Origin of the sequence: Mycobacterium sp. 1245111.1, from assembly GCF_001673405.1 — a bacterium.
Taxonomy (GTDB): domain Bacteria; phylum Actinomycetota; class Actinomycetes; order Mycobacteriales; family Mycobacteriaceae; genus Mycobacterium.
In genome coordinates this window covers 14,597-34,662 of sequence record NZ_LZLV01000136.1, presented here as the reverse complement: position 1 = coordinate 34,662, position 20,066 = coordinate 14,597, and the positions used below count along the sequence as shown (strand labels likewise).

General features: G+C 64.5%; 22 protein-coding genes and 1 tRNA gene. 14 read left to right on the top strand and 9 right to left on the bottom strand.

Features of this window, described 5'->3' with window-relative positions:
* Positions 1–64: 64 nt before the first annotated feature.
* From A5658_RS21220 to A5658_RS21210, 3 genes are all read right to left on the bottom strand, one after another.
* The gene (locus A5658_RS21220) at positions 65–592 is read right to left on the bottom strand and encodes a hypothetical protein (protein WP_067340138.1); all 528 of its coding nucleotides are present in this window, start codon (positions 590–592) and stop codon (positions 65–67) included.
* A 102-nt stretch (positions 593–694) separates the two neighbouring features.
* Positions 695–1,327, bottom strand: coding sequence for a hypothetical protein (locus A5658_RS21215; protein WP_067339765.1), 633 nt, complete (start codon positions 1,325–1,327; stop codon positions 695–697).
* Positions 1,324–1,929 carry a hypothetical protein gene (locus A5658_RS21210; RefSeq protein ID WP_231997402.1) on the bottom strand — a complete coding sequence of 202 codons (606 nt, stop codon included), beginning with the start codon at positions 1,927–1,929 and terminating at the stop codon, positions 1,324–1,326. The genes A5658_RS21215 and A5658_RS21210 overlap by 4 nt, the downstream gene beginning before the upstream one ends.
* A 365-nt stretch (positions 1,930–2,294) precedes the next feature.
* On the opposite strand from A5658_RS21210, the gene A5658_RS21205 reads away from it, so the two are divergent.
* Positions 2,295–2,642, top strand: coding sequence for a hypothetical protein (locus tag A5658_RS21205; RefSeq protein ID WP_067340133.1), 348 nt, complete (start codon positions 2,295–2,297; stop codon positions 2,640–2,642).
* 4 nt (positions 2,643–2,646) lie between these two features.
* Here A5658_RS21205 and A5658_RS21200 read toward each other — a convergent pair whose 3' ends face one another.
* Positions 2,647–3,570, bottom strand: a complete 924-nt coding sequence (locus A5658_RS21200) for a dihydrodipicolinate reductase (RefSeq protein ID WP_231997401.1) — start codon at positions 3,568–3,570, stop codon at positions 2,647–2,649.
* 204 nt (positions 3,571–3,774) lie between these two features.
* On the opposite strand from A5658_RS21200, the gene A5658_RS21195 reads away from it, so the two are divergent.
* Positions 3,775–4,608, top strand: coding sequence for an LLM class flavin-dependent oxidoreductase (locus tag A5658_RS21195; RefSeq protein WP_231997400.1), 834 nt, complete (start codon positions 3,775–3,777; stop codon positions 4,606–4,608).
* 9 nt (positions 4,609–4,617) lie between these two features.
* The gene (locus A5658_RS21190; RefSeq protein ID WP_067339763.1) at positions 4,618–5,694 is read left to right on the top strand and encodes a dihydrodipicolinate reductase; all 1,077 of its coding nucleotides are present in this window, start codon (positions 4,618–4,620) and stop codon (positions 5,692–5,694) included.
* 8 nt (positions 5,695–5,702) lie between these two features.
* On the opposite strand, the gene A5658_RS21185 is transcribed toward A5658_RS21190, so the two are convergent.
* Positions 5,703–6,488, bottom strand: coding sequence for a spirocyclase AveC family protein (locus A5658_RS21185; protein ID WP_067339760.1), 786 nt, complete (start codon positions 6,486–6,488; stop codon positions 5,703–5,705).
* A gap of 219 nt (positions 6,489–6,707) precedes the next feature.
* Here A5658_RS21185 and A5658_RS21180 point away from each other — a divergent pair, with 219 nt between their 5' ends.
* Together A5658_RS21180 and A5658_RS21175 are read left to right on the top strand one after the other, a co-directional pair.
* Positions 6,708–7,319 carry a TetR/AcrR family transcriptional regulator gene (locus A5658_RS21180; RefSeq protein WP_369830557.1) on the top strand — a complete coding sequence of 204 codons (612 nt, stop codon included), beginning with the start codon at positions 6,708–6,710 and terminating at the stop codon, positions 7,317–7,319.
* Between the two features lie 17 nt (positions 7,320–7,336).
* The gene (locus A5658_RS21175) at positions 7,337–8,539 is read left to right on the top strand and encodes a cytochrome P450 (RefSeq protein WP_067339758.1); all 1,203 of its coding nucleotides are present in this window, start codon (positions 7,337–7,339) and stop codon (positions 8,537–8,539) included.
* A 10-nt stretch (positions 8,540–8,549) separates the two neighbouring features.
* Here A5658_RS21175 and A5658_RS21170 read toward each other — a convergent pair whose 3' ends face one another.
* Entirely contained in the window at positions 8,550–9,845 is a 1,296-nt protein-coding gene (locus tag A5658_RS21170; RefSeq protein WP_067339756.1) for a cytochrome P450, read from the bottom strand.
* Between the two features lie 205 nt (positions 9,846–10,050).
* Between A5658_RS21170 and A5658_RS21165 the strand changes: the two genes are divergently transcribed.
* Positions 10,051–10,641 carry a TetR/AcrR family transcriptional regulator gene (locus tag A5658_RS21165; RefSeq protein ID WP_067340128.1) on the top strand — a complete coding sequence of 197 codons (591 nt, stop codon included), beginning with the start codon at positions 10,051–10,053 and terminating at the stop codon, positions 10,639–10,641.
* A 5-nt stretch (positions 10,642–10,646) separates the two neighbouring features.
* Here A5658_RS21165 and A5658_RS21160 read toward each other — a convergent pair whose 3' ends face one another.
* Complete coding sequence (locus tag A5658_RS21160; RefSeq protein ID WP_067339753.1) at positions 10,647–11,075, bottom strand: hypothetical protein; 429 nt, start codon at positions 11,073–11,075, stop codon at positions 10,647–10,649.
* A 211-nt stretch (positions 11,076–11,286) separates the two neighbouring features.
* Here A5658_RS21160 and A5658_RS21155 point away from each other — a divergent pair, with 211 nt between their 5' ends.
* From A5658_RS21155 to A5658_RS21140, 4 genes are read left to right on the top strand one after another with little or no spacing between them, the layout of a single operon-like run.
* Entirely contained in the window at positions 11,287–12,477 is a 1,191-nt protein-coding gene (locus A5658_RS21155) for an amidohydrolase family protein (protein WP_067340125.1), read from the top strand.
* Positions 12,478–12,510: 33 nt separating this feature from the next.
* The gene (locus A5658_RS21150) at positions 12,511–13,914 is read left to right on the top strand and encodes a FadD3 family acyl-CoA ligase (RefSeq protein WP_067339751.1); all 1,404 of its coding nucleotides are present in this window, start codon (positions 12,511–12,513) and stop codon (positions 13,912–13,914) included.
* Positions 13,911–14,540 (top strand): fatty-acid--CoA ligase, encoded by a 630-nt coding sequence (locus tag A5658_RS21145; RefSeq protein WP_067339749.1) that lies wholly within the window; start codon positions 13,911–13,913, stop codon positions 14,538–14,540. The genes A5658_RS21150 and A5658_RS21145 overlap by 4 nt, the downstream gene beginning before the upstream one ends.
* A 10-nt stretch (positions 14,541–14,550) precedes the next feature.
* Entirely contained in the window at positions 14,551–14,727 is a 177-nt protein-coding gene (locus A5658_RS21140) for a bacterioferritin-associated ferredoxin (RefSeq protein ID WP_067339747.1), read from the top strand.
* Between the two features lies 1 nt (position 14,728).
* Here A5658_RS21140 and A5658_RS21135 read toward each other — a convergent pair whose 3' ends face one another.
* Positions 14,729–16,402 (bottom strand): alpha-keto acid decarboxylase family protein, encoded by a 1,674-nt coding sequence (locus A5658_RS21135; protein ID WP_067339745.1) that lies wholly within the window; start codon positions 16,400–16,402, stop codon positions 14,729–14,731.
* Between the two features lie 69 nt (positions 16,403–16,471).
* Here A5658_RS21135 and A5658_RS21130 point away from each other — a divergent pair, with 69 nt between their 5' ends.
* From A5658_RS21130 to A5658_RS21115, 4 genes are all read left to right on the top strand, one after another.
* Positions 16,472–16,918, top strand: coding sequence for an SRPBCC family protein (locus A5658_RS21130; RefSeq protein WP_067339742.1), 447 nt, complete (start codon positions 16,472–16,474; stop codon positions 16,916–16,918).
* Positions 16,915–17,988, top strand: coding sequence for a CaiB/BaiF CoA-transferase family protein (locus tag A5658_RS21125; RefSeq protein WP_067339739.1), 1,074 nt, complete (start codon positions 16,915–16,917; stop codon positions 17,986–17,988). Before A5658_RS21130 ends, A5658_RS21125 begins: the two co-directional genes overlap by 4 nt.
* Positions 17,989–18,017: 29 nt before the next feature.
* Positions 18,018–18,473 carry an SRPBCC family protein gene (locus tag A5658_RS21120; RefSeq protein ID WP_082993332.1) on the top strand — a complete coding sequence of 152 codons (456 nt, stop codon included), beginning with the start codon at positions 18,018–18,020 and terminating at the stop codon, positions 18,471–18,473.
* Positions 18,474–18,534: 61 nt separating this feature from the next.
* Positions 18,535–18,605 (top strand) — tRNA-Cys (locus A5658_RS21115).
* Here the strand turns inward: A5658_RS21115 and A5658_RS21110 are convergent.
* Positions 18,597–20,033 carry a wax ester/triacylglycerol synthase family O-acyltransferase gene (locus tag A5658_RS21110; protein WP_067339737.1) on the bottom strand — a complete coding sequence of 479 codons (1,437 nt, stop codon included), beginning with the start codon at positions 20,031–20,033 and terminating at the stop codon, positions 18,597–18,599. The genes A5658_RS21115 and A5658_RS21110 overlap by 9 nt on opposite strands.
* Between the last annotated feature and the right edge of the window lie 33 nt (positions 20,034–20,066).

The following is a 20,066-nucleotide window of genomic DNA, read 5'->3' as shown; positions in this document are numbered from 1 at the left end:
GCTTGAGGTGGGGGTACCGCCCGCTTGCGGGGGCGAGCCGGACAATCGAACTATGCCTGGCTAGTCAGCCGATCTTGTCGAGCCGCATCGGCATTTCGATTGCAAGCCACTGGTTTTGCCCGCAAGCGCCGCTCGGACCGAATGTCCGGTCTTTGCCGGCCATCACCGGCGACCCGAGTCGGTATTCACCGCTACCCTCGGGATCAGCTTGATAGAAGTAGAAGATCTGCTTGCCGGTGAACGCGGTGCCGTCTTGGCACCGCTCCCAATTTGGCAGGTCACGCCTGACGTACCACACCAGCCCGTCGTTCATGGTGACCGGCGCGCTCCAGCCCTGGTCGCTCTTCATCGTGCCGCTGCATGTCTGAAAATTGGAGCAAGTGGAGCTGATCGTCCAGGTGCTGACGACTGTCGGCTCGTTGTTGTACTGATCGTTGATTTTGGCCCAGTTGCCGTTTGACGTGACCTTGTACGTCCCGTTGATCGCGACGTCTTCCTTCGTCGTTGCTCGGGCCTCAGATGGCGGACCCAAAACGCCGAATACGTTGGCAGCCAACAGTACAGCGGCGGTGATCGTGCCAGCTGAACGCATCGTGTGCTCCTCGACGGGCATAACCGAAAGTGCCCAGGGGCCAATATCGCCACCGGTAGCGGCATTCTCGTGCGACGAGAATAGCATCGGCGTTACCTGCCGTCACCCGAATGGATCCAACTTCGAGATTAGCCAGGAACCGTTGACCTTCGCGAGCGTTATTCGCACGCTGGTCGGGGTTATCAAAGGTTGCCTCTTGTCCTTGCCTACCGTGGTCTCGTTGAGGAACACCAGCACGACGGCCGAGTTCGGCGCCAGTTCTGACACGCCCGCTTTCACCACCGAGGCGGTCTGCGAGATTTGCTTTTGTTGCACCGTCGGTTTGACGATCTCTTTGGTGAATTTGTCGTAGTAGGCGAGAAAATCACCGGTGAGATGTGATCTCGCCTTGGCGAAATCACGGTCCGTGTTCTCGCTCGAGTAGGACAGCGCCGCAACGGCGCCGTCGGAGGCCGCCCGGATTGCTCGCTGCGCCGCGGCGTCATCGATCTGTCGATCCGGACGGTACTGAAGAACAAATAAGCACGCAGTCAGGCCCACTGCGGCAATGACCGACGCCGTCAAAAGGGCTGCACGCCAGTGCATGAGCACGTGGGAGGCCACCCGACCGATCGCGCCCATCCCGTCGTCGCGCGATTCGCCCGGGGATGCAGACGTGGTGCTGCCATCCTGCGAGTCCGGCTCCTTCTGGGCGGTCTCCGCATCATCGGGCGGCGACTCTGACTCGGAATTCATTGGACGAAGTCAATTTTCGACATCTTGAGCCGGTCACCGTCCCGCTCGATATTGACGCTGAGTCGCCAGAACACCGACGGTCGATTCGATTTGTCGGCATTGACGGTGTCGGATTTTGTGATGACTAGGACGACTGCGGAATTACCGGTCATCGACTCGATCGCGACATCTTGCACGGTGGCCTTCGTCTTGACCTGTGCATCTTGCGCGTTCTTGACCACGTAGCTTGATGTGGCTTCCAGCTGGCTCTTGAGCGCCCCGGTCGTGTCGTCGATGCTGCGTTGAACATTCTCCTTCGCGTGCGCGGGATCGATCGACATCATCGTTGCAACTTCCTCCCGGGCCGCGGCGGCAAACTCCGCCGCCTGCTGGCGATGCTGCACGAGTATGCGGTGCTGCCAGAGGATGTAACCGCTGGCAGCCAGGGAGGAGCACAGGACCACGATTGCGGTGCCGACGCCGATTGTTTTCCTGGTAGGAAGACGGAGCCGCCGCGGCCATCGAAGCCTTGATCGCCAGCGAGCCGGCTTGGCCTCGACGATGTCGGCCTCAGCGTCGGCGGTCGCTTCAGTTTGTTCGCTCGACTCGGCCTGCAGGCGCAATTCGACCGCCCGGGCTCGCGCGGCCTCGGCGCGCTCCTCCGCCCGAGCGAGCTCTTCTTCGGCTTCCGCGAGCGATTTTGGAGCGTCGATGGTCGATGGCTCGGCGTCGGAGTCCGTCACTGGTCCTGGGCAATCGCCGGCGCAAGCGCACTACGACTCACGGCTCGTTCCGGACTACACACGGAGAATCACGTTATCACCCCAAAGTCGCTGGCCTGACGGTGCGGGGAGACCCAATATTCAGGGTCCTGCCTCGGGTATGTGATCTTCTCCGAAGAAGAGAATTTTCCTATCGCCCATGCAAAAATATTGCTGTGCGTTTCATCGTGGCGACAGTGGCTGCGCTGATCGGAGTCGGTGCGTGGATGCCGCCGACGGCTGCCGCGGGGCCGACGGTCTGCGACTATCCCGCGTGTACCCCGGGCATCGCGCCGAACATGGTCTTGGGTGCGCCGTGCGAGAACACCACCTACTACGCCTTTGGGGTGTCGGGCGGCTATGTACCCGCGACCCAGCCGGGACGGCTGATGTTCTGCGGCTCGCCCAGGCGATACCAGCCGAGATGGTTCCGTTCACCGCCGATGGCAGGCATCAAGGAAGAGAATTCCGACTGCCACCAGTGGACGAACTACGTTGCCCAGGCGCCCGACGGGCTGATTCTGATCTGCATCGCGGAGGAAGGCCATACGTTCTGGACCCGCGCCGACACTTGAGCCATCAGGCAAAGGCATTGCGCGGGATCGTCAGCGGTAGGTCTACCGAACTCAGCAGACCCGGTTCTGCGGCAAAGACATACGGCACGGCGTTGAGCACCCGCATCGCGGTGGCGACCATCGCGCCGGCGCCCGACGTCATGCCCGCGATGCCGGCCCGCTTCGGGTCGCGCAACGTCGCGGCCAAGGTGCAGTCGATGTCGGGATCGCCGGTGATGACGACGCGATAGGACAGATCGCCGATCCCGATCGGCCAATCGGGCGCAACGTCATGGGCCAATTGGGTGACGTGTTCGATGACGATCGCCTCGTGGCCGTCCACCACACCGATCGCCTGCATCCGGATGGCGCCGCACGTCCCGGCCTCGACGGTGCCCATGGCGACGTTCAGAGTCCGATCGGTCACCGCGCGATCGAAACCCTCACGCACCTCCTGCAATTCGACACCGAGCGCGTCGGCGACCAATCGGATCTGCCCCTGCCATTCGCCGGCGATCGCCCCCGGATAGCTGATCCATGGCTGGTAGTCCAGTGGCTGTCCGAAGCCCAACGCGTTGATCATGATGTCGGGCACACCGTAGTCGTCGTACAAGCCGATCTCGAACGCATGGATCTTCTCGATCTGCGACGACTGTGTCGACAGCACCAGCGGTAGGTAGTCGGCGGCAAAGCCCGGCTCGATGCCGGATGCGTACAGCGACACCTGTCCCTGCTTGGCCGCGGCCGCGAGTTGATCGCGCCATTCCGCCGGCTCGTACAGGTGCGGATTGACCAGTCGCGTCGTGCTTGTCGTGACCACGTTGATCCCGGCCTCGAGTAATTTGACGTAGTCGGGGATGGCCAGCGCATCGCGTTCCGGGCCGCTCGCGGCGTAGATGACGCAGTCGGATGGCGATCGACCCGATGCCGCCGGTGGCCCAGACGACAACGCGAAGCTGATTTGTCATGTGTATTCTCCTCCGTGCGACCAAATGTTAGGTTCAACTGGTGTTCACGCTGCGGTTCGACATGCGCGCTCCCCACTGGGCGGCGCCGGTGGCCGACCTCTATGGGGCGGCTCTCGACATGTGCGGGTGGGCGGAGACGCGTGGCGCGATCCTCGCGGTGCTCTCCGAGCATCACGGCGCCGACGATGGGCATTTGGCCGACCCCGTTGATTCTGGCGTCCGCGATCGCCGCGAAGACGAACCAGTTGGCGATAATGCTTGCGGCAGTGCCTATTCCGCTGTGGGATCCGGTGCGACTGGCGGAGGAGATCTGCGTGTTGGATCTCATCAGCAGGGGCAGGGTGTCCTACGTGTTCGGTATCGGCCACCGCAGCGAGGAGTACGACCACTTCGGTGTCGACATGTCGAACCGCGGTCTGGTTGCCGACGAAATCATCGATGCACTCGACGGCCTGTTGCACGGCGAACTCGTCGAATACCAAGGCCGTCGCGTTCGAGTCACCCCGCCCTGCGGATCGGCGGCCGGGTCGTTGATCATGATCGCCGGTGGTAGCAAGGCCGCTGCGCGACGAGCCGCGGACCACGGGCTCGGCTTCATCTCGCAGACCGACTCGCCGGAACTGCGCGAATTCTACGATGCCCGGTGTCGCGCCGCCGGCCACGAACCCGGCGTCGTCCAATTCCCCGTACCCGGAACTCCGACAACGGTTTTCGTCGCTGACGACGTCGACGAGGCGTGGGAGGTGCTCGGCCCGAATTTGGTCCACGATGCCGTGACGGCGGCTTCCTATCGGCCGCACGACAACTCGGTGGCCAGCATCACCCGCGCCGACACCGTCTCCGCCCTGCGGGCGGACGACGGTCCGTACCGAATCCTTACGCTCGATCAGGCGGTCGATTTCATCCGCGGCGGGCGGCCACTGCCACTGCACCCACTGTGCGGTGGCATCCCGCCCGACACGGCGTGGCGCTACCTGGAGCAGGCCGGTGCTGCCAGCGCGCGGGCCCAGTCGAACTGAAGGAGCAACATGTCCATTGGACCCCTTCGTGTCGTTGCCTGGTCCACCGGAGGAGTCGGCGCGGCCGCGATCGATGCGATCCGACGCCGGCCGGACCTGGAACTCGTTGGTGTATGGGTACATTCGCAAGACAAGGTGGGCAAGGACGCGGGGGAGCTGGCCGGTTGCGGGCCGATCGGCGTGACGGCCAGCGACGACACCGACGCGTTGATTGCGCTCGCCCCCGATTGCGTGGTGTACTTCGCAAGCGGTCCAGAGCGTGACGCGGCCGCCGTGCGCGACTATCTGCGGCTGCTGGAAGCCGGCATCAATGTGGTCTCGACCTCGTCGACCAGCCTGGTCTACCCGCCGGCGTATTTCGCGCCGGATTGGTACCACCAACTCGACGCCGCCGCCAAGGCCGGCCGCGCATCGTTCTACGGGTCGGGCATCTTTCCGGGTTTCGCCTCCGACCAGCTCGCGCTGTTGATGAGCACTCAGTCGAAGAACATCCGATGCATCACCGCAAGCGAAGTGGCGCTCAACGACCACTACCCAGTTGCCGACGTGATGATGGACGGGATGGGGTTTGGCCGACCGCTTGATTTCGAGCCGATGTTGAAGACGCCGGGATTTATCGAAATGGCCTGGAAGGCACCGATTCACCTGATGGCCGCCGGCCTCGGTGTCGAGATCGAGGAGATCTGGGGAACACTCGACCGCGAGCTCACTGAGCGGGAAATCGATGTCGCATTCGGCACCATCGCGGCTGGCACGTGCGGCGCGGTGCGGACGCGCGCGGCGGGCGTCGTCAACGGCCGCGAGGCGATCGTGATCGAGCACATCATCCGAATGGCGCGCGACGTCGCACCCGACTGGCCGCGCTCGGCGTGCGACGCCACCTACCGGGTCGATATCGTCGGCGATCCGGACATTCACTGCGAGATGACACTTGGCGAGGCCGAAGGCCACGGCGCTGGCCGCGCCACCATGACCTCTACGGCGATGCGCGTGGTCAATGCGATCCCCTATGTCATCGACGCGGCGCCCGGACTGTTGAGCTCGCTGGACGTCCCGATCACGTTGCCACGTCACGTCTTTGACTGAGCGAGACATCACTTGGGCTGGTTCGGCACGCCCGGGAACAACTGGCCCGGGGGTTCCACGGTCACCCAGCCCCCGAGCTTGGTTATCAAGTGCGGCGCGAAAACCGCGCCGTAGAGCAGGTTTCCGACGACGATCACCGCGACGACGGACAGCACCGATGTCTGCCGCTGAGTCGTCGATCGCTTGCCCGCCCACATCTCGATGACGTTGCGTCCTTCGGTATCGGTGCGACCCAGCAGATAGGTGAAGACCATCATCTGGATGGCCATCGCCAGTGAGTCGTAGAGCGGGTACTGGTGGACCGTTCCCTCACGGATCGCCAGCCCGGGAATGACCCGGCCGTAGTAGAAGACGCCGAGCTTGGCGCCCAAGAACGCGTTGAAAAACAGCGCCCAGGCGAAGCCGACGAAAAGGCCGACGATCAGTAACGTCTGGGGCCGGCGCCACCCAAAACGCCCGATCAGCCATCGGCCGAGCGCGGTGGCCGTGAGGGCCGGTAGCACGAAATACGAGATGTAGCCGATCGGGACGAACAGCGGGAGTCCGGCCCAGGTCATGTTCAGCGGCCACCACGACGGCATCCGGGGGAGGGCGGTGGGGAACTGCGCGTACATCGCCCAGTCGTAGGGCGCCTCGATCCACGAAAACGACATCGCCGAAATGCACAGCAGCAGAAGGGGATGTACGCGACGTTGCCGAACACTCAGGTACACGGCCAATGCGGTGAACGAGATGCCGCCGACGAGAGCGAAGGCGCTGCCGGCCTGCATGGCCAGAGTCATCTGGCCACTCATCGGCGAGCTTCCGGGTCGAACCGCAGTACCAGGCCGAAGATCAGCGCCACCAACCCGAACAACGTGCCGAGCATGATCAGTGCGCCCACGTCGACCATCCTTCCGAGACAGCATCGGCTCTTTGGATAGTGGATACTATCCTAATTGGACAGCACATACTATCCTCAATTTGTGCCCCAGCGATCAGCCGCCAAGCAGCGCCCTGCCGAGGCCCCCGCCATGGTGCGCCGGCCTCGCGGCGAGCCGCGGCGGCTACTGCTCGACGCGGCTCGGACCCTGTTCGCCCGTCAGGACTACCGCAGCACGACCACCCGCGAAATCGCCACCGCCGCAGGGGTTACCGAGCATCTGTTATTCCGCAACTTCGGTTCGAAGGCCGCGCTTTTCCGTGAGGCGTTGGTGCTGCCGTTCACCAGCTTCATCGACGAATTCGGTGATGCCTGGCAATCCGTCATTCCCGAGAAGACGGACGAGCAGGAGCTGGCTGGGCAATTCGTCGGACAGCTCTATGACTTGTTCGTGAAACACCAGGGGCTGCTGGTGACGCTGATGGCGTCGGAGGCGTTGAGCGAGGAGGAAATCGCCGAGACCGGCATCGCCGACGTCCGGCGAGCGCTCAATGTCCTCGGCCGAATCAGTGCCGAGGGGATGAACATTCGCGGACTCCGATCGGACCATCCCGACCTGCCCGCGCACTCCACGGTCGCGATGATCGCCGGTATGGCGGCGTTGCGATCCACCTACTTCGGCGCCCGGCCGCCATCGCGAGAAGTGATCGTCGACGAGCTCGTGCAGGCGATTCTGCACGGTTTCCTGCACCGCAACGATTGAAGGGATTCACACGCTAGATGTCAGACACCGAAACGGTCGAATTGTATTACGATCCATACGATTCCGACATCGACGACAACCCGTACCCGGTGTGGAAGCGGATGCGTGAAGAAGCGCCGCTGTACTACAACGAGAAGTACAACTTCTACGCTCTGAGCCGGTATGACGACGTGGCCCGCGAACTGCACAACTGGGAGACCTATCGCTCCGGTCGTGGAACCACCGCCGACATCTTGTTCAACAACATCGAAGTGCCGCCGGGCATCCTGCTGTTCGAGGACCCGCCGCTGCACGATCTGCATCGGCGGCTGTTGTCGCGGGTCTTCACGCCGCGTCGCATGCTGGCCGTCGAGTCACTGGTGCGCGACTTCTGTACCAGCGAACTGGATCCGCTCCTTGGTGCGGACGGGTTCGACTTCATCGCCGACCTCGGTGCGGTGCTGCCGATGCGGACCATCGGCTATCTTCTCGGCATCCCCGAGGAGCACCAGGCCCACATCCGGGATCGCAACGGCGCCTTCCTCGATGTGGCGGGTGGACGTGAACCGGGCGAGGTGAGCCAGAAGATCTTCGAAGACACTATCGTGATGTTCGCCGAGTTCATCGAGTGGCGGGCGGAGCATCCGTCCGATGACCTGATGACCGAACTGCTCGCGGCGGAGGTCGAAGAGCTCGACGGCACCCGTCGGGCGCTGTCGCGCACCGAAGTGTTGTCCTACACGGCGATGATCGCTGGCGCCGGCAACGAGACCACCACTCGGCTGATCGGCTTTATGGCGCAACTGCTTTCGGATCATCCCGACCAACGCCGTCAACTGGTGGACGACCAGTCCCTGATCCCCGGCGCCATCGAGGAATCGCTTCGTTACGAGCCGCCGTCGCCGGTGCAGGCCCGCTACGTCGCACGCGACGCCGAGCTGTACGGCCGTGTGGTTCCGGAGGGGTCGTTCATGTTGCTGCTCAACGCATCTGCGAATCGCGACGAATCGCAGTTCCCGGATCCGGACCGCTTCGACATTCACCGACGGGGTAGCCACCTTAGCTTCGGGCAGGGGCTGCACTTCTGCCTCGGTTCGGCGTTGGCGCGCCTGGAAGCCCGGGTGGCCTTCGAGGAGGTCCTCAAGCGTTGGCCGGAGTGGAACGTCGACTACGCCAACGCCGAACGGGCGCACACCGCCAGTGTGCGTGGCTGGGCGCGGCTACCCGTCTTCACCCGATAAGGAGCGACGGCTAGTGCACCGGTTCCAGCGCGGGCCGGGGCGTGAATGTCAGGTGAAGTTCGCTGAGCCCACGCAGGATGTAGGTCGGCTCGAACGTGTAACGCCGATCGTTGGCCGGCCCGTGCTGGGTCTCGCTGATGGAGAGGTCGGACATCCGGTCCAGTATCCGTTCGATCGAGACCCGGCCTTCGACGCGGGCCAGTGGCGCGCCCGGGCAGGAGTGCACGCCGCGGGCGAACGCCATGTGCTCGCGGACGTTCTTGCGGTCGATCTGGAATTCGTGCGGATTCTCGAAGCGGCGGGGGTCGCGGTTCGCGGCTCCAGGCAGCACCATCACGATGGTCCCGACCGGAATGTCGACGCCTCCGACGGTGGTCGACCGTAGCGCGAGTCGCGAGTCGCTCTTGACCGGGCTTTCCATTCGCAGCGATTCCTCGATGAAGCCGGGAATCAGGCTGCGGTCGTCGCGCAGCGCCTGCTGAACCCCCGGCCGGTCGCCGAGCGCCTGCAGCGCCGCCGAGAGCAGCTTGGCGGTCGTTTCCTGACCGGCCGCGAAAAGGAATGTCGCAGAACGGCTTACCTCGATCACTTCGGGGGTGGAACCGTCGGGATATTTGGCCGTCGCCAACGATGTCAGCACGTCGTCGCGGGGGCTGCTGCGCCGGTCTTCGATGTAGGAGCAGAACTTGTCGTCCAGCCACTCCAACGGGTTGACGCCCACCGATTCGTGATCGAGCGCGCCCACTCGCGCGCCGGGACGGTCGGCGCCCAGGATGTGGCGGAATTGGGTGTGGTCTTCCTCGGGCACTCCGAGCAGGTCGGCGATCACCAACGTGGCGAACGGTTTTGAGTATTCGGCGATGAATTCACACTCGCCGTTGCCGATAAATTCGTCGAGCTGGCGGTCGGCCAGCCGCCACATGAATTCTTCATTCTCCTTCAGCCGACTCGGGGTCAGCAACCGACTCAGGATCGAGCGCGCCTTGGTGTGCTCCGGCGGATCCATGGTGACCATGTGCTCGAACATCGGGAACTGACTGCGGTGCGATTCGACCAAGGCGGTCAGGTCGTCACAGTCGACCTCGAACGGCAGGGGCGGAAACGGCCCGCCGAGCGCCACGCAGTTGGAGAACGTCTCGGGGTCCTTGTAGACCGCGTTCGCCTCTTCCCAACCGGTGACCGCGACGACGTTGTAGTGCGGCAGTCGCAGCACTGGATTCTGGCTGCGCAAGTAGTCGAAGTAGGGGTGCGGGTCGGGAACCAGCGACGGGTCGGTGAAGAAGTCGATCGTGTCGTAGGTGCTCATGGTGTTACGCGCCTCCCGAGGCTGTTTTACCCGTGGTGTTTGGGGCAACGAGATGTGGTGCCGCCCCGGACTGACTTCCGCAAATATACGGAACTTGCTGAGCACCTGCTTAGCATGGCGCTAATGTCGTGGTCAAGGCGCGGGCTGGCCCACCGCTACGATCGGCATGTTCAGCAGTTATTCGGCGAGAGTGTGGAACCACGGCATGACTTCGGCCCGCAGGATCGGGGCCCCGGACGCGAAGAATCGCGGGGTGCTGCTCGACGCCGCCGAGCAGTTGATGCTCGAAGAAGGTTATGCCGCAGTCACTTCGCGCCGGGTCGCGGAAAGAGCCAACCTCAAGCCGCAACTGGTCCACTACTACTTCCGCAACATGGACGAGTTGTTCCTGGCCGCGTTCCGCCGCCGCGCTGAAGAAGGTCTCGAGGTGCAGGCGCAGGTTTTGCAGTCGGCGCAACCGCTGTGGGCGCTGTGGCGGTTCAGCACCGATCCGGCGGCTACTGCGATCACGAGTGAATTCATCGCGCTGGCCAACCACCGCAAAGCGCTCAAGGTTGAAATCGCCTACTACGCCGAGCGCTTTCGCGAGGAGCAACGCAAAGCGCTCTCGACGATTCTCGATCGCTACGGCGTCGATCCCGCCAGGATCCCGGCCCTGGTCTGGTCCGTCCTGATGACCAGTGTGTCCCGGGTCCTCGTGATCGAGCAGGCGCTGGGCATGTCGGCCGGCCACCGCGAGACCGTCGACACCGTCGAGCGCTACCTGCGCCATCTAGAGGGCAACCCGGAAATCTAGGCCACTCACCAGGTACGCAGCGAGCAGAGCGTGCCCTTGGGTCCGTCGTTGGATTTCACGACCACGCCGTCGACCACCAGTGCGCAGTGGAACATCGGCGTGCCCGGCTCGGTACCGGTGCTGACCACCACCATCGCGTAGTGGTCGGGGTCGGTGAGCATTACCGGGGGCGACGTCCATGGGTGGCCGGGTCCGACGTCGGCCTGGACGTTGGGGGTGTACTGGTACGGGTTGTGGCTGTAGTCGGAGTATTTCGCCGGTTGCTGATCCAGGTAGTAGATGTCGGCCCAAATCGGGCTGGCCGAGGTGATGACATACCTGACGTTGTGCATGACAGGATCGTCGGCCCTGGACGGTGCCGCGGTCAGCGTCGCACCGCTGGTCGCCACCGCCGCCAACGCCACGGCCAGCGCGGTCTTACCGACGGTTGTCATTCGCACCTCCGGTCGGTCGGCCCGACGATATTGGCGTTCTCCTGAACGGAGAATGACTGCGCCACCACCCTCCTCATGACCCTAGCGTCTGGCACTGTGGCCCAGGAGTCAATGCGCAATATTCCTGCCGGATGGACGTCTACAGGGGTGAGGGCATTGCGGTAGCCTGGGTGTGAGAATATCATTCTCACAAAATGTGAAGGAGGATTTCATGGGGCAGCTGTCGCACAAGGTGGACGTTCCGTTCCCGATCTTTGACGCGGACAACCATCTCTACGAGCCGCCGGAGGCGCTGACCAAGTTCCTGCCCAAGGAGTACAAGGACTACGTCCAGTACGTGCAGGTCAATGGCCGTACCAAGATCGCCATCCGCGGGCAGATCAGCAACTACATTCCCAACCCGACCTTCGAGGTCGTAGCCCGGCCGGGCGCCTGGGAGGAGTACTTCAAGTACGGCAATCCGGACGGCAAGACCAAGCGTGAGCTGTTCGGTGAGCCGATGCGCGCGATCCCGGCGTTCTTCGAGCCCGGCCCCCGGCTCGAGACGATGAACGAGCTGGGCCTCGACCGCACCCTGATGTTCCCGACGTTGGCCAGCCTGCTGGAAGAGCGGTTGCGTGACGACCCGCTGGCCATCCATGTGCTGGTCCACGCGCTGAACGAATGGTTGGACGAGGTCTGGGGCTTCAACTACCAGAACCGAATCTTCACCACGCCCGTCATCACCCTGCCGATTGTCGAGAAGGCGATCGAGGAACTGGAGTGGGCGGTCAAGCGTGGCGCCCGAGCCATCCTGGTCCGCCCGGCACCTGTCCCCGGATTCCGCGGTCCGCGGTCGTTCGCGGTGCCCGAGTTCGACCCGTTCTGGGAGCGGGTCGTCGAGCACGACGTGCTGGTCGGCATGCACTCCAGCGACAGCGGCTACTCGCGCTACACCTCCGAGTGGGACGGCGCCGACCAGGAGATGCTGCCGTTCCAGACCAACGCGATGGGCATCCTCAACGAGTGGCGGCCGATCCAGGACTCGGTGGGCTCGTGGGTCATCCACGGTGCGCTCTACCGGCACCCGAAGCTGAAGGTCGCGATCGTCGAGGCCGGTTCGAAGTGGATGACCCCGCTGCTCGACGGTCTCGCCGAGGTCTTCCGGAAGGCTCCGGAGGCGTTCCCGAGCGACCCGGTCGAGATGGTCAAGAGCCGGATTCACGTCAGCCCGTTTTTCGAGGACGGCATCGATGACCTGGTCAACCTCGTCGGTGTCGACCAGGTGCTGTACGGATCGGACTGGCCGCATCCTGAGGGGCTGGCGGAGCCGACGTACTACATCGAGGCGCTGTCGCACCTGAAGCCGGAAGACCAGGCAAAGATCATGGGCGGCAACCTCGGTCGGCTCGTCACGGTGTGACCCATTAGCCCACCGTGGCAGACCATCCCCGAGATGGTCGCGAGCGCGGCGGACCGCTTCGGCGACGCGGAAGCTGTTGTCGACGGTCCGCTGCGCTTGACATTTCGTGAGCTTGTTGATCGGATTCGTTGCGCCGCAGGCGCATTCGCTGACCTCGGCATCGACAAGGGCGACCGGGTGGCTATCTGGGCGCCGAACTCGGCGGCCTGGATCGTCGCCGCGTTCGGGGTGCTGACCGCCGGCGGCGTGCTGGTGCCGGTGAACACGCGCTTCAAACCCGACGAGGCCGGCGACATCATCACCCGCAGTCAGGCGAAAGCCGTTCTGGTGCAGAAGGGATTCCTCGACCAGGACTACCCGGCACCCGCCGGAACCCCGGTCATCGACCTGACATCCGAGTTCCTGTCCAGCGGTTCGCCTTTCGAGCGTCCGGTCGACGGCGGCGACATCTCCGACATCATCTTCACCTCGGGCACGACGGGTCGCCCTAAGGGCGCGATGATGAACCATCGCCAGACACTGCGGATGTACGAGGAATGGGCAACGCTCGCGGACCTTCGCGAGGGCGACCGCTACCTGATGATCAACCCGTACTTCCACACGTTCGGGTTGAAGGCGGGCCTGATCGCCTCGTTCCTGCGCGGCGCGACCATGCTGCCGCTGGCGGTATTCGACGTCGACACTGTCGTGGATGTGATTGAGCGTGAACGTATCTCGATGTTGCCTGGACCCCCTACCCTCTATCATTCGTTGCTGACCGTTGACGACAAGGCCAAGCTGGCGACGTTGCGGGCCGGCGTGACGGGCGCGGCCGACATCCCGGTCGAGTTGGTTCGGCGCATTCACGACGAACTGCCCTTCGAGACGTTGATGACCGGCTATGGCCTCACCGAAGCCGGCAACGTCACGTTGTCGCGGCCGGGTGATTCCTTCGAGGACGTCGCCACCACCGCGGGTTTGCCCTGCGAGGACGTGGAGGTGCGCATTGCCGAGGACGGCGAGGTGCTGGTGCGCGGTTACGGTGTCATGCAGGGCTATCTCGACGATCCACAGGCCACGGCTGCGGCCATCGACGACGACGGCTGGCTGCACACCGGAGATTTGGGCAATTTCGACAAGACCGGCCGGTTGAAGATCGACGGGCGTAAAAAGGACATGTTCATCGTTGGCGGGTTCAATGCGTACCCGGCCGAGATCGAGGGCTTTATGCTGGAGCACCCGGCGGTTGCCCAGGTCGCCGTGATCGGCGTGCCCGACGAGCGGCTAGGTCAGGTGGGGAAGGCCTTTGTGGTGCTGAAAACATCAGTGTCCGAAGCTGATCTGATGTCGTGGTGCCGTGAGCGGATGGCGGGATTCAAGGCGCCGCGATACGTCGAGTTTCTCTCGCGTCTGCCCTTGAATGCCACGGGAAAGGTGATGAAGGACCAACTCCGGTGAGCGCAGACGACCCACACTCGCATTCGCTGGTGATCGCCTCCGACTACCGCGTGCCGGATCCCGACCAGGTCTGGCCGTTGCTCACCCGCCGCAGATCCGCCCTCGCCGACATCGGTGCGCACCACGTGCTGCTGTACACCTCGACGCATGACCATGGCCGTGTCCTCGTGACGATCGGCGTGCGCAGCCGGGAGCCGATCGTGGAGCTGCTGCGCTCGCGGGTGTTCTTCGAATGGTTCGACGCGGTCGGCGTCGACGACATCCCGGCCGTCTTCGCGGGTGAGATCGTCGAGCGGTTCGGGTCGGGGGCGCGTTCGGAACAATCCGCACCGGGCGTCGTGGTCGCTGCGATGTCGGCGGTCGACAACGTGCCCGTCCTGACGCACGAAATCCGCAGCGCGCTACCGAGATTCGCGGCCGCCGGTATCCGGGAGACCCGGCTGTTCCAGGCCTTCGACGACAGCCACGAAGTGATGATTCTGCAGGAACTCGACGACGAGGACCAGGCACGGCGCTGGATCGACCACCCCGACGCGGCGGCGCCCTGGATCGACGGCGCCGGAAGGGGAGCGTATCCGCCGGTGTTCGTCGGCACGTTCTTTGACATGATGCGGATCGACGAGTAGGCGGCCGTTCGTGTTCGTCTGCCTGTGCAACGGGATCACCAGCCAAGTGGTGGCCGACGCCATCGCCGGAGGAGCGTCGACGACCAACCAGATCGCGACGGCGTGCGGGGCGGGCGCAGACTGCGGCCGCTGCCGCCGCACTTTGCGCAAACTGCTCGGCACGCCGAGCGGTGACCGTAACGGCTGAGTTATCGCCGCGGGCTGCCGTCCGCCGACGTCGGTGCGACCAGATCGGTCAACAGGTCGGGGATGTCGAGACGCGGCACCACCGCCTCGATCAGCACCATCCGGTCCTGGTGTTCCGCCGCTGCGACGAATGCATCATCGAGTTCGCCGTAGGTCTCGGCCCGGAACGTCAGATGGTTCGTCACACCGAGCGCGTTGGGAATATCGGCCCAGCTCCACCGTGCAATGTCGTTATAGGGCGCGGTCTTTCCGTGGATCATCCGCTCGATCGTGTAGCCGTCGTTGTTGACCACCACCACGACCGGTGACAAGCCTTCACGGGAGAAGTTGCCCAACTCCTGAACGGTCAGCTGCGCGGCGCCGTCTCCGATCAGCAGCACCGGTCGTCGATCGCGTTCGGCCAGACCCGCGCCCAGGGTGGCCGGCAGCGTGTATCCGATTGAGCCCCATAGTGGTTGACCGATGAACGTGACACCCTTGGGCAGCCGGTGGGTGGCCATGCCGTAAAACGAGGTGCCCTGATCGGCGAGGACGATGTTGCCGGGGGTCAGCGCGTCACAGAACCTGTCCCACAACACCTTCTGGTTCAGCGGCTGAGCGCGGCCCGGCCTGTCGGCCGGCGCGTCGTCGGCCGACACCGTCACCGCGGGCGAGCGGATGCCCCGCTCGGTAAGGATCGCGGTGAGCGCGTCGAGCGCTGCGCCCATCTCCAACGGCGCGAACACGTCGAGCCCGACCGTGCTCTGCTGTGCGCCGATATCGATGGTCCGGGTCGGGTCGATGCGCTGGCTGAAGAATCCGCTCACCATGTCGGTGAACACCACGCCCGCCGTGACGAGCACGGGGGCTTCTTCGATCGCGGCGCGGACCGGTTGGGCGCTGGCTGCACCGGCGTAGATGCCGAGGTATTCCGGCGCGCTCTCGTCGACCAGACTTTTGCCCCACATCAGCGTCGCGTGCGGCACGACGTCGGCGGCCAGTAGCGTCTCGAGTTTGTCGACGGCATTCAGTCGGTGGACGAGCAGGTCGGCAAGCACGGTCAGCTGGTGGTCGCCGATGAGTGCGCTTGCGGCTTCGGTGAATAACGCCAGCGCCCGCGGGCTGGTCCCGCCGCTGAAATGCGGCAGCGGTGCGTTCGGCGGCTCGGTCTCGAAGCGCGCCACGTCGGTGGACAACAGCAGGTAGCCCGGCCGGCGTTGCTCGCGGACCTCGCAGAGCACCCGGTCGATCTCCCGGGTGGCGGTGGCGGGCATGAGATTGGCTTGCGCACAGGTGATTTCGCGGCTGATTCGCAGGAAGTGCTCGAAGTCGCCGTCGCCCAATGAATGATGCAGCGCCCGACGGGTGCCCTGGGCGTCCTTCGACGGCCCACCGACGATGTGCACCACCGGCACATGCTCGGCGTAGCTGCCCGCGACGGCGTTGGCCGCCGACAGCTCGCCGACACCGAACGTCGTTACCACAGCTGACATTCCGCGCAGCCGGCCGTATCCGTCTGCGGCATACCCGGCGTTGAGTTCGTTGGCGTTGCCGACCCAGCGGAGCTTCGGGTGGGCGACGATGTGGTCGAGGAATTCCAGGTTGTAGTCACCGGGCACACCGAACACCTCGGTGACGCCGAGTTCCGCCAGACGGTCCAGTAGGTAGTCGCCGACGGTGTACGAAGCAGCAGTCACGGCGTCGACGCTACGCGTGTGCCGTCGAAACCGCCCTCCGCGCGGTGCTGTCTCGCTAACGTCGAAGTCATGGCAATCAACGAAACCCGTGAAATCGTCATCGAGGCATCCCCCGAGGAGATCCTCGACGTGATCGGCGACATGGACTCGGTCACCAGCTGGTCGCCGCCACACCAAAGCGCCGAGGTTCTCGAGAAGGACAAGGACGGGCGGCCGCTGAAAGTGAAGATGAAGGTGAAGGCCGCGGGCATCACCGACGAACAAGTGGTGGCGTACACGTGGGGTAAGAACAAGGTCAGCTGGACGCTGGTCAGCTCCGGTCAGCAGCGCTCGCAGGACGCGTCGTACACGTTGACGCCCGACGGCGACAAGACCAAGGTCACCTTCGAGCTCAGTGTCGACCCCGTGGTGCCGCTGCCCGGGTTCGTGATCAAGCGAGCCATCAAAGGAACGGTCGACACCGGCACCAAAGGCCTGCGCGATCAGGTGCTGAAAGTGAAGAAGGGCAACGCTTGACCGGGCCGCTTGCCGGGGTACGCGTGATCGAACTCGGCGGCATCGGCCCTGGCCCGCACGCGGCGATGATGCTGGCCGATCTGGGCGCCGACGTCGTGCGGGTTCGCCGACCGGGCGGCCTGACGATGCCTGCGGAGAATCTCGACCTGCTGCACCGCGGCAAGCGGATCGTGGACCTGGACGTCAAAGCCGATCCGCAGAAACTGCTCGCGTTGGCCGCCAAGGCCGACGTGCTGCTGGACTGCTTTCGCCCCGGCACGTGCGAGCGTCTCGGCATCGGGCCCGACGACTGCGCGGCGGTCAACCCGCGGCTGATCTTCGCGCGCATCACCGGCTGGGGGCAGGACGGGCCGCGGGCCAGCACGGCCGGCCACGACATCAACTACCTGTCGCAGACCGGGGCGCTGTCGGCGTTGGGGCACCGCGACCGGCCGCCGATGCCGCCGCTGAACCTGGTCGCCGATTTCGGCGGCGGCTCGATGTTCGTCCTGCTAGGCATCGTCGCCGCGCTCTACGAGCGTGAGCGCTCGGGCAGCGGCCAGGTGATCGACGCGGCGATGGTCGACGGCGTCAGCATGCTCGCGCAGATGATGTGGACCATGAAGTCGACTGGTGCGCTGCGCGACGAGCGCGAATCGTTTCTGCTCGACGGTGGCGCCCCGTTTTATCGCTGCTACGAAACCTCCGACGGGAAATACATGGCCGTCGGCGCCATCGAGCCGCAGTTTTTCGCGGCGCTGCTGGCCGGACTGGAGCTCTCGCCCGACGACGTGCCGGGTCAATTCGAAATCGGTGCCTACTCAACGATGTTCGACGCTTTTACCGAGCGTTTCGCGAGCAAGACCCGCGACGAATGGGCGAAGATCTTCGACGGCACCGACGCATGTGTGACTCCGGTGCTGACCTGGAGCGAAGCCGCCGTCGACCCGCACCTCACCGCACGCGCCACGGTCGTCAACGCGCACGGCGTCGACCAGGCCGCGCCCGCACCCCGGTTCTCCAGAACTCCGCCCGCGTCGGTTGGGCCGATACCGCAGGCGACCACTCTGCTCGACGAAATCGGCTGGTAATCAGCCCCTGGTTGCTAGCTTGGTCGTTAGTGGCTGTACAAGCATCCCGAGAGATTGTCATCGATGCGCCGCCGGGGGTGATCCTGGAGGCGTTGGCTGACGTCGGGTCGCTGTCGACATGGTCGCCGGTGCACAAGCGGATTCAGGTGCTGGACTGGTACTCCGATGGTCGCCCGCATCATGTGAAAGCCACCATCAAGATTTTCGGGCTCGTCGACAACGAGATCCTGGAATACCACTGGGGCCCCAACTGGGTGGTCTGGGATGCCGGCGACACCTTCCAGCAGCGCGGACAGCACGTCGAATACAACCTCCAGCCGGTCGGCGTCGACCGAACCCGGGTGCGGTTCGACATCACCGTCGAGCCGTCGGGCCCAGTGCCGGCGTTCGTCGTCCGGCGGGCGAGCGAGATCGTGCTCGACGCCGCGACCAAGGGTCTTCGTGATCAGGTGATGGCCAGTTTCGGCTCAGAACAACCGAAGTAGAGATCGCGCCGAGTAAAACCGTGGCCGGCCAACGGGTGGTGCTGGCACGGTAGGTCCTCATGCGGGTGTGGCTGAGCGGCTAGGCAGCGGCCTGCAAAGCCGTACACACGGGTTCGAATCCCGTCACTCGCTCTCTGCGATGGAGAGCAGTTCGGAGAAAGCGCGTTCCATGCATTCGGCGTAGGTCGCTGGGTCCGGTAGCGCGTCGCGATCCGCGGTAGCGCTGATCGACAGCGTTCCGTTGTAGCTCGCGACGACGTGAATGAGGTTCATTCCACCGGTCAACGGTCCGAGCCCGGCCGCGCGCAGAAGTTGCGCCCCGCAGAAATAGAGCGGCACGGGTGGGCCCGGCACGTTGGTCACGGTGGTGTTGGCGAGGTTCGGCCCCGAAAACGGAAACGCGCTCGCCGCCTTCGCCGCCACTCCGAGCAGTGCGGTGGGCACCGTCCCAGCCAGCTCGATCAATTGGGTGTGCACCGAACGGTCCGGTCCCGACCGGCTTCCCGCCGTCGACTCGGCGATGGTGGCAAGCCGAACGAGCGGGTCGGCGATGTCGGTGCCGAGCGATTGCAACCGCCCGAACAGCGCGTTCCCATGGGTGGCTTCGTCGGCTGGGCGCAGTGACATCGGGCAGGCCGCAACGAGCGACTCGTCGGGAAGTTCCCCGTGCCGATCCAGGTAGTGGCGAAGCGTGCCGCCGACGTAGGCCAGCGCCACATCGTTGACCGTCGATCCAGGCACGCGCGCCTTGATCCGTTTGAAGTCGACGAGGTCGTGGAACCGGGCCTCGAAAACCCGGTGCGGCGAGACGGTTTGGTTGAAACGCGTCTTCGGTGGAAACGACGGCGCGCTGAGTTCGGGGATTCTGGACACGCTGTTGATCAACTTCTTCGGCAGCCCCGCCAGTCCGACTGCAGCTTTAGGGGCGTGCGACGCGAGGACCGCGCCCGCCCGTACGGGATACAGCGCCGCCTTGATTGCCGTGCGCGACAACAAGTTTGCAGTGGTCGGCAGCGGGGCGGGCTGCCACGGCTGATCGGGCGGCGCCGGTCGTGGGCTGTCTGCGGCGAGGTCGTGCAACGCGGCGATCATCTGCACGCTGGCCATGCCGTCGACCGCGCAGTGGTGCATTTTCAACGCCATCGCGAAGGAGCCCTTCGGCACTCCGGGAACAGAGTTCAGCCCCTCGATGACGGTGATCTCCCACGGCGGGCGGCGCAGGTCGATCGGGCGGCCGTGCAGCCGCGCGACCTGGATGCACAGCTGTCGCCAGTCGCCGGGTTGCGGCAGCCCGATGTGACGGACGTGGTACTCGAGATCGAAGTTCGGATCGTCGGTCCAGTACGGCCGATCGAGCCCAACAGGCGTCTCGGTCAGGCGCCGCCGAAAGATATCCGCGAGATGCAGCCGGGCGTCGAGTTCCTCGAGGATGCCTTTGAACGTCACTGCGCCGCCGGGCGCGGACGCCGGGTCATAGATCAGCAGCAGCTGAATTTGCAGTGGCGTTGCCGGCGTTTCCGCTCGCAGCACCATGTCGTCGGTCCAACTCAGTTGCTGCATATTCCAACAGTAGGCTCCGCGAATGCGGTGGCG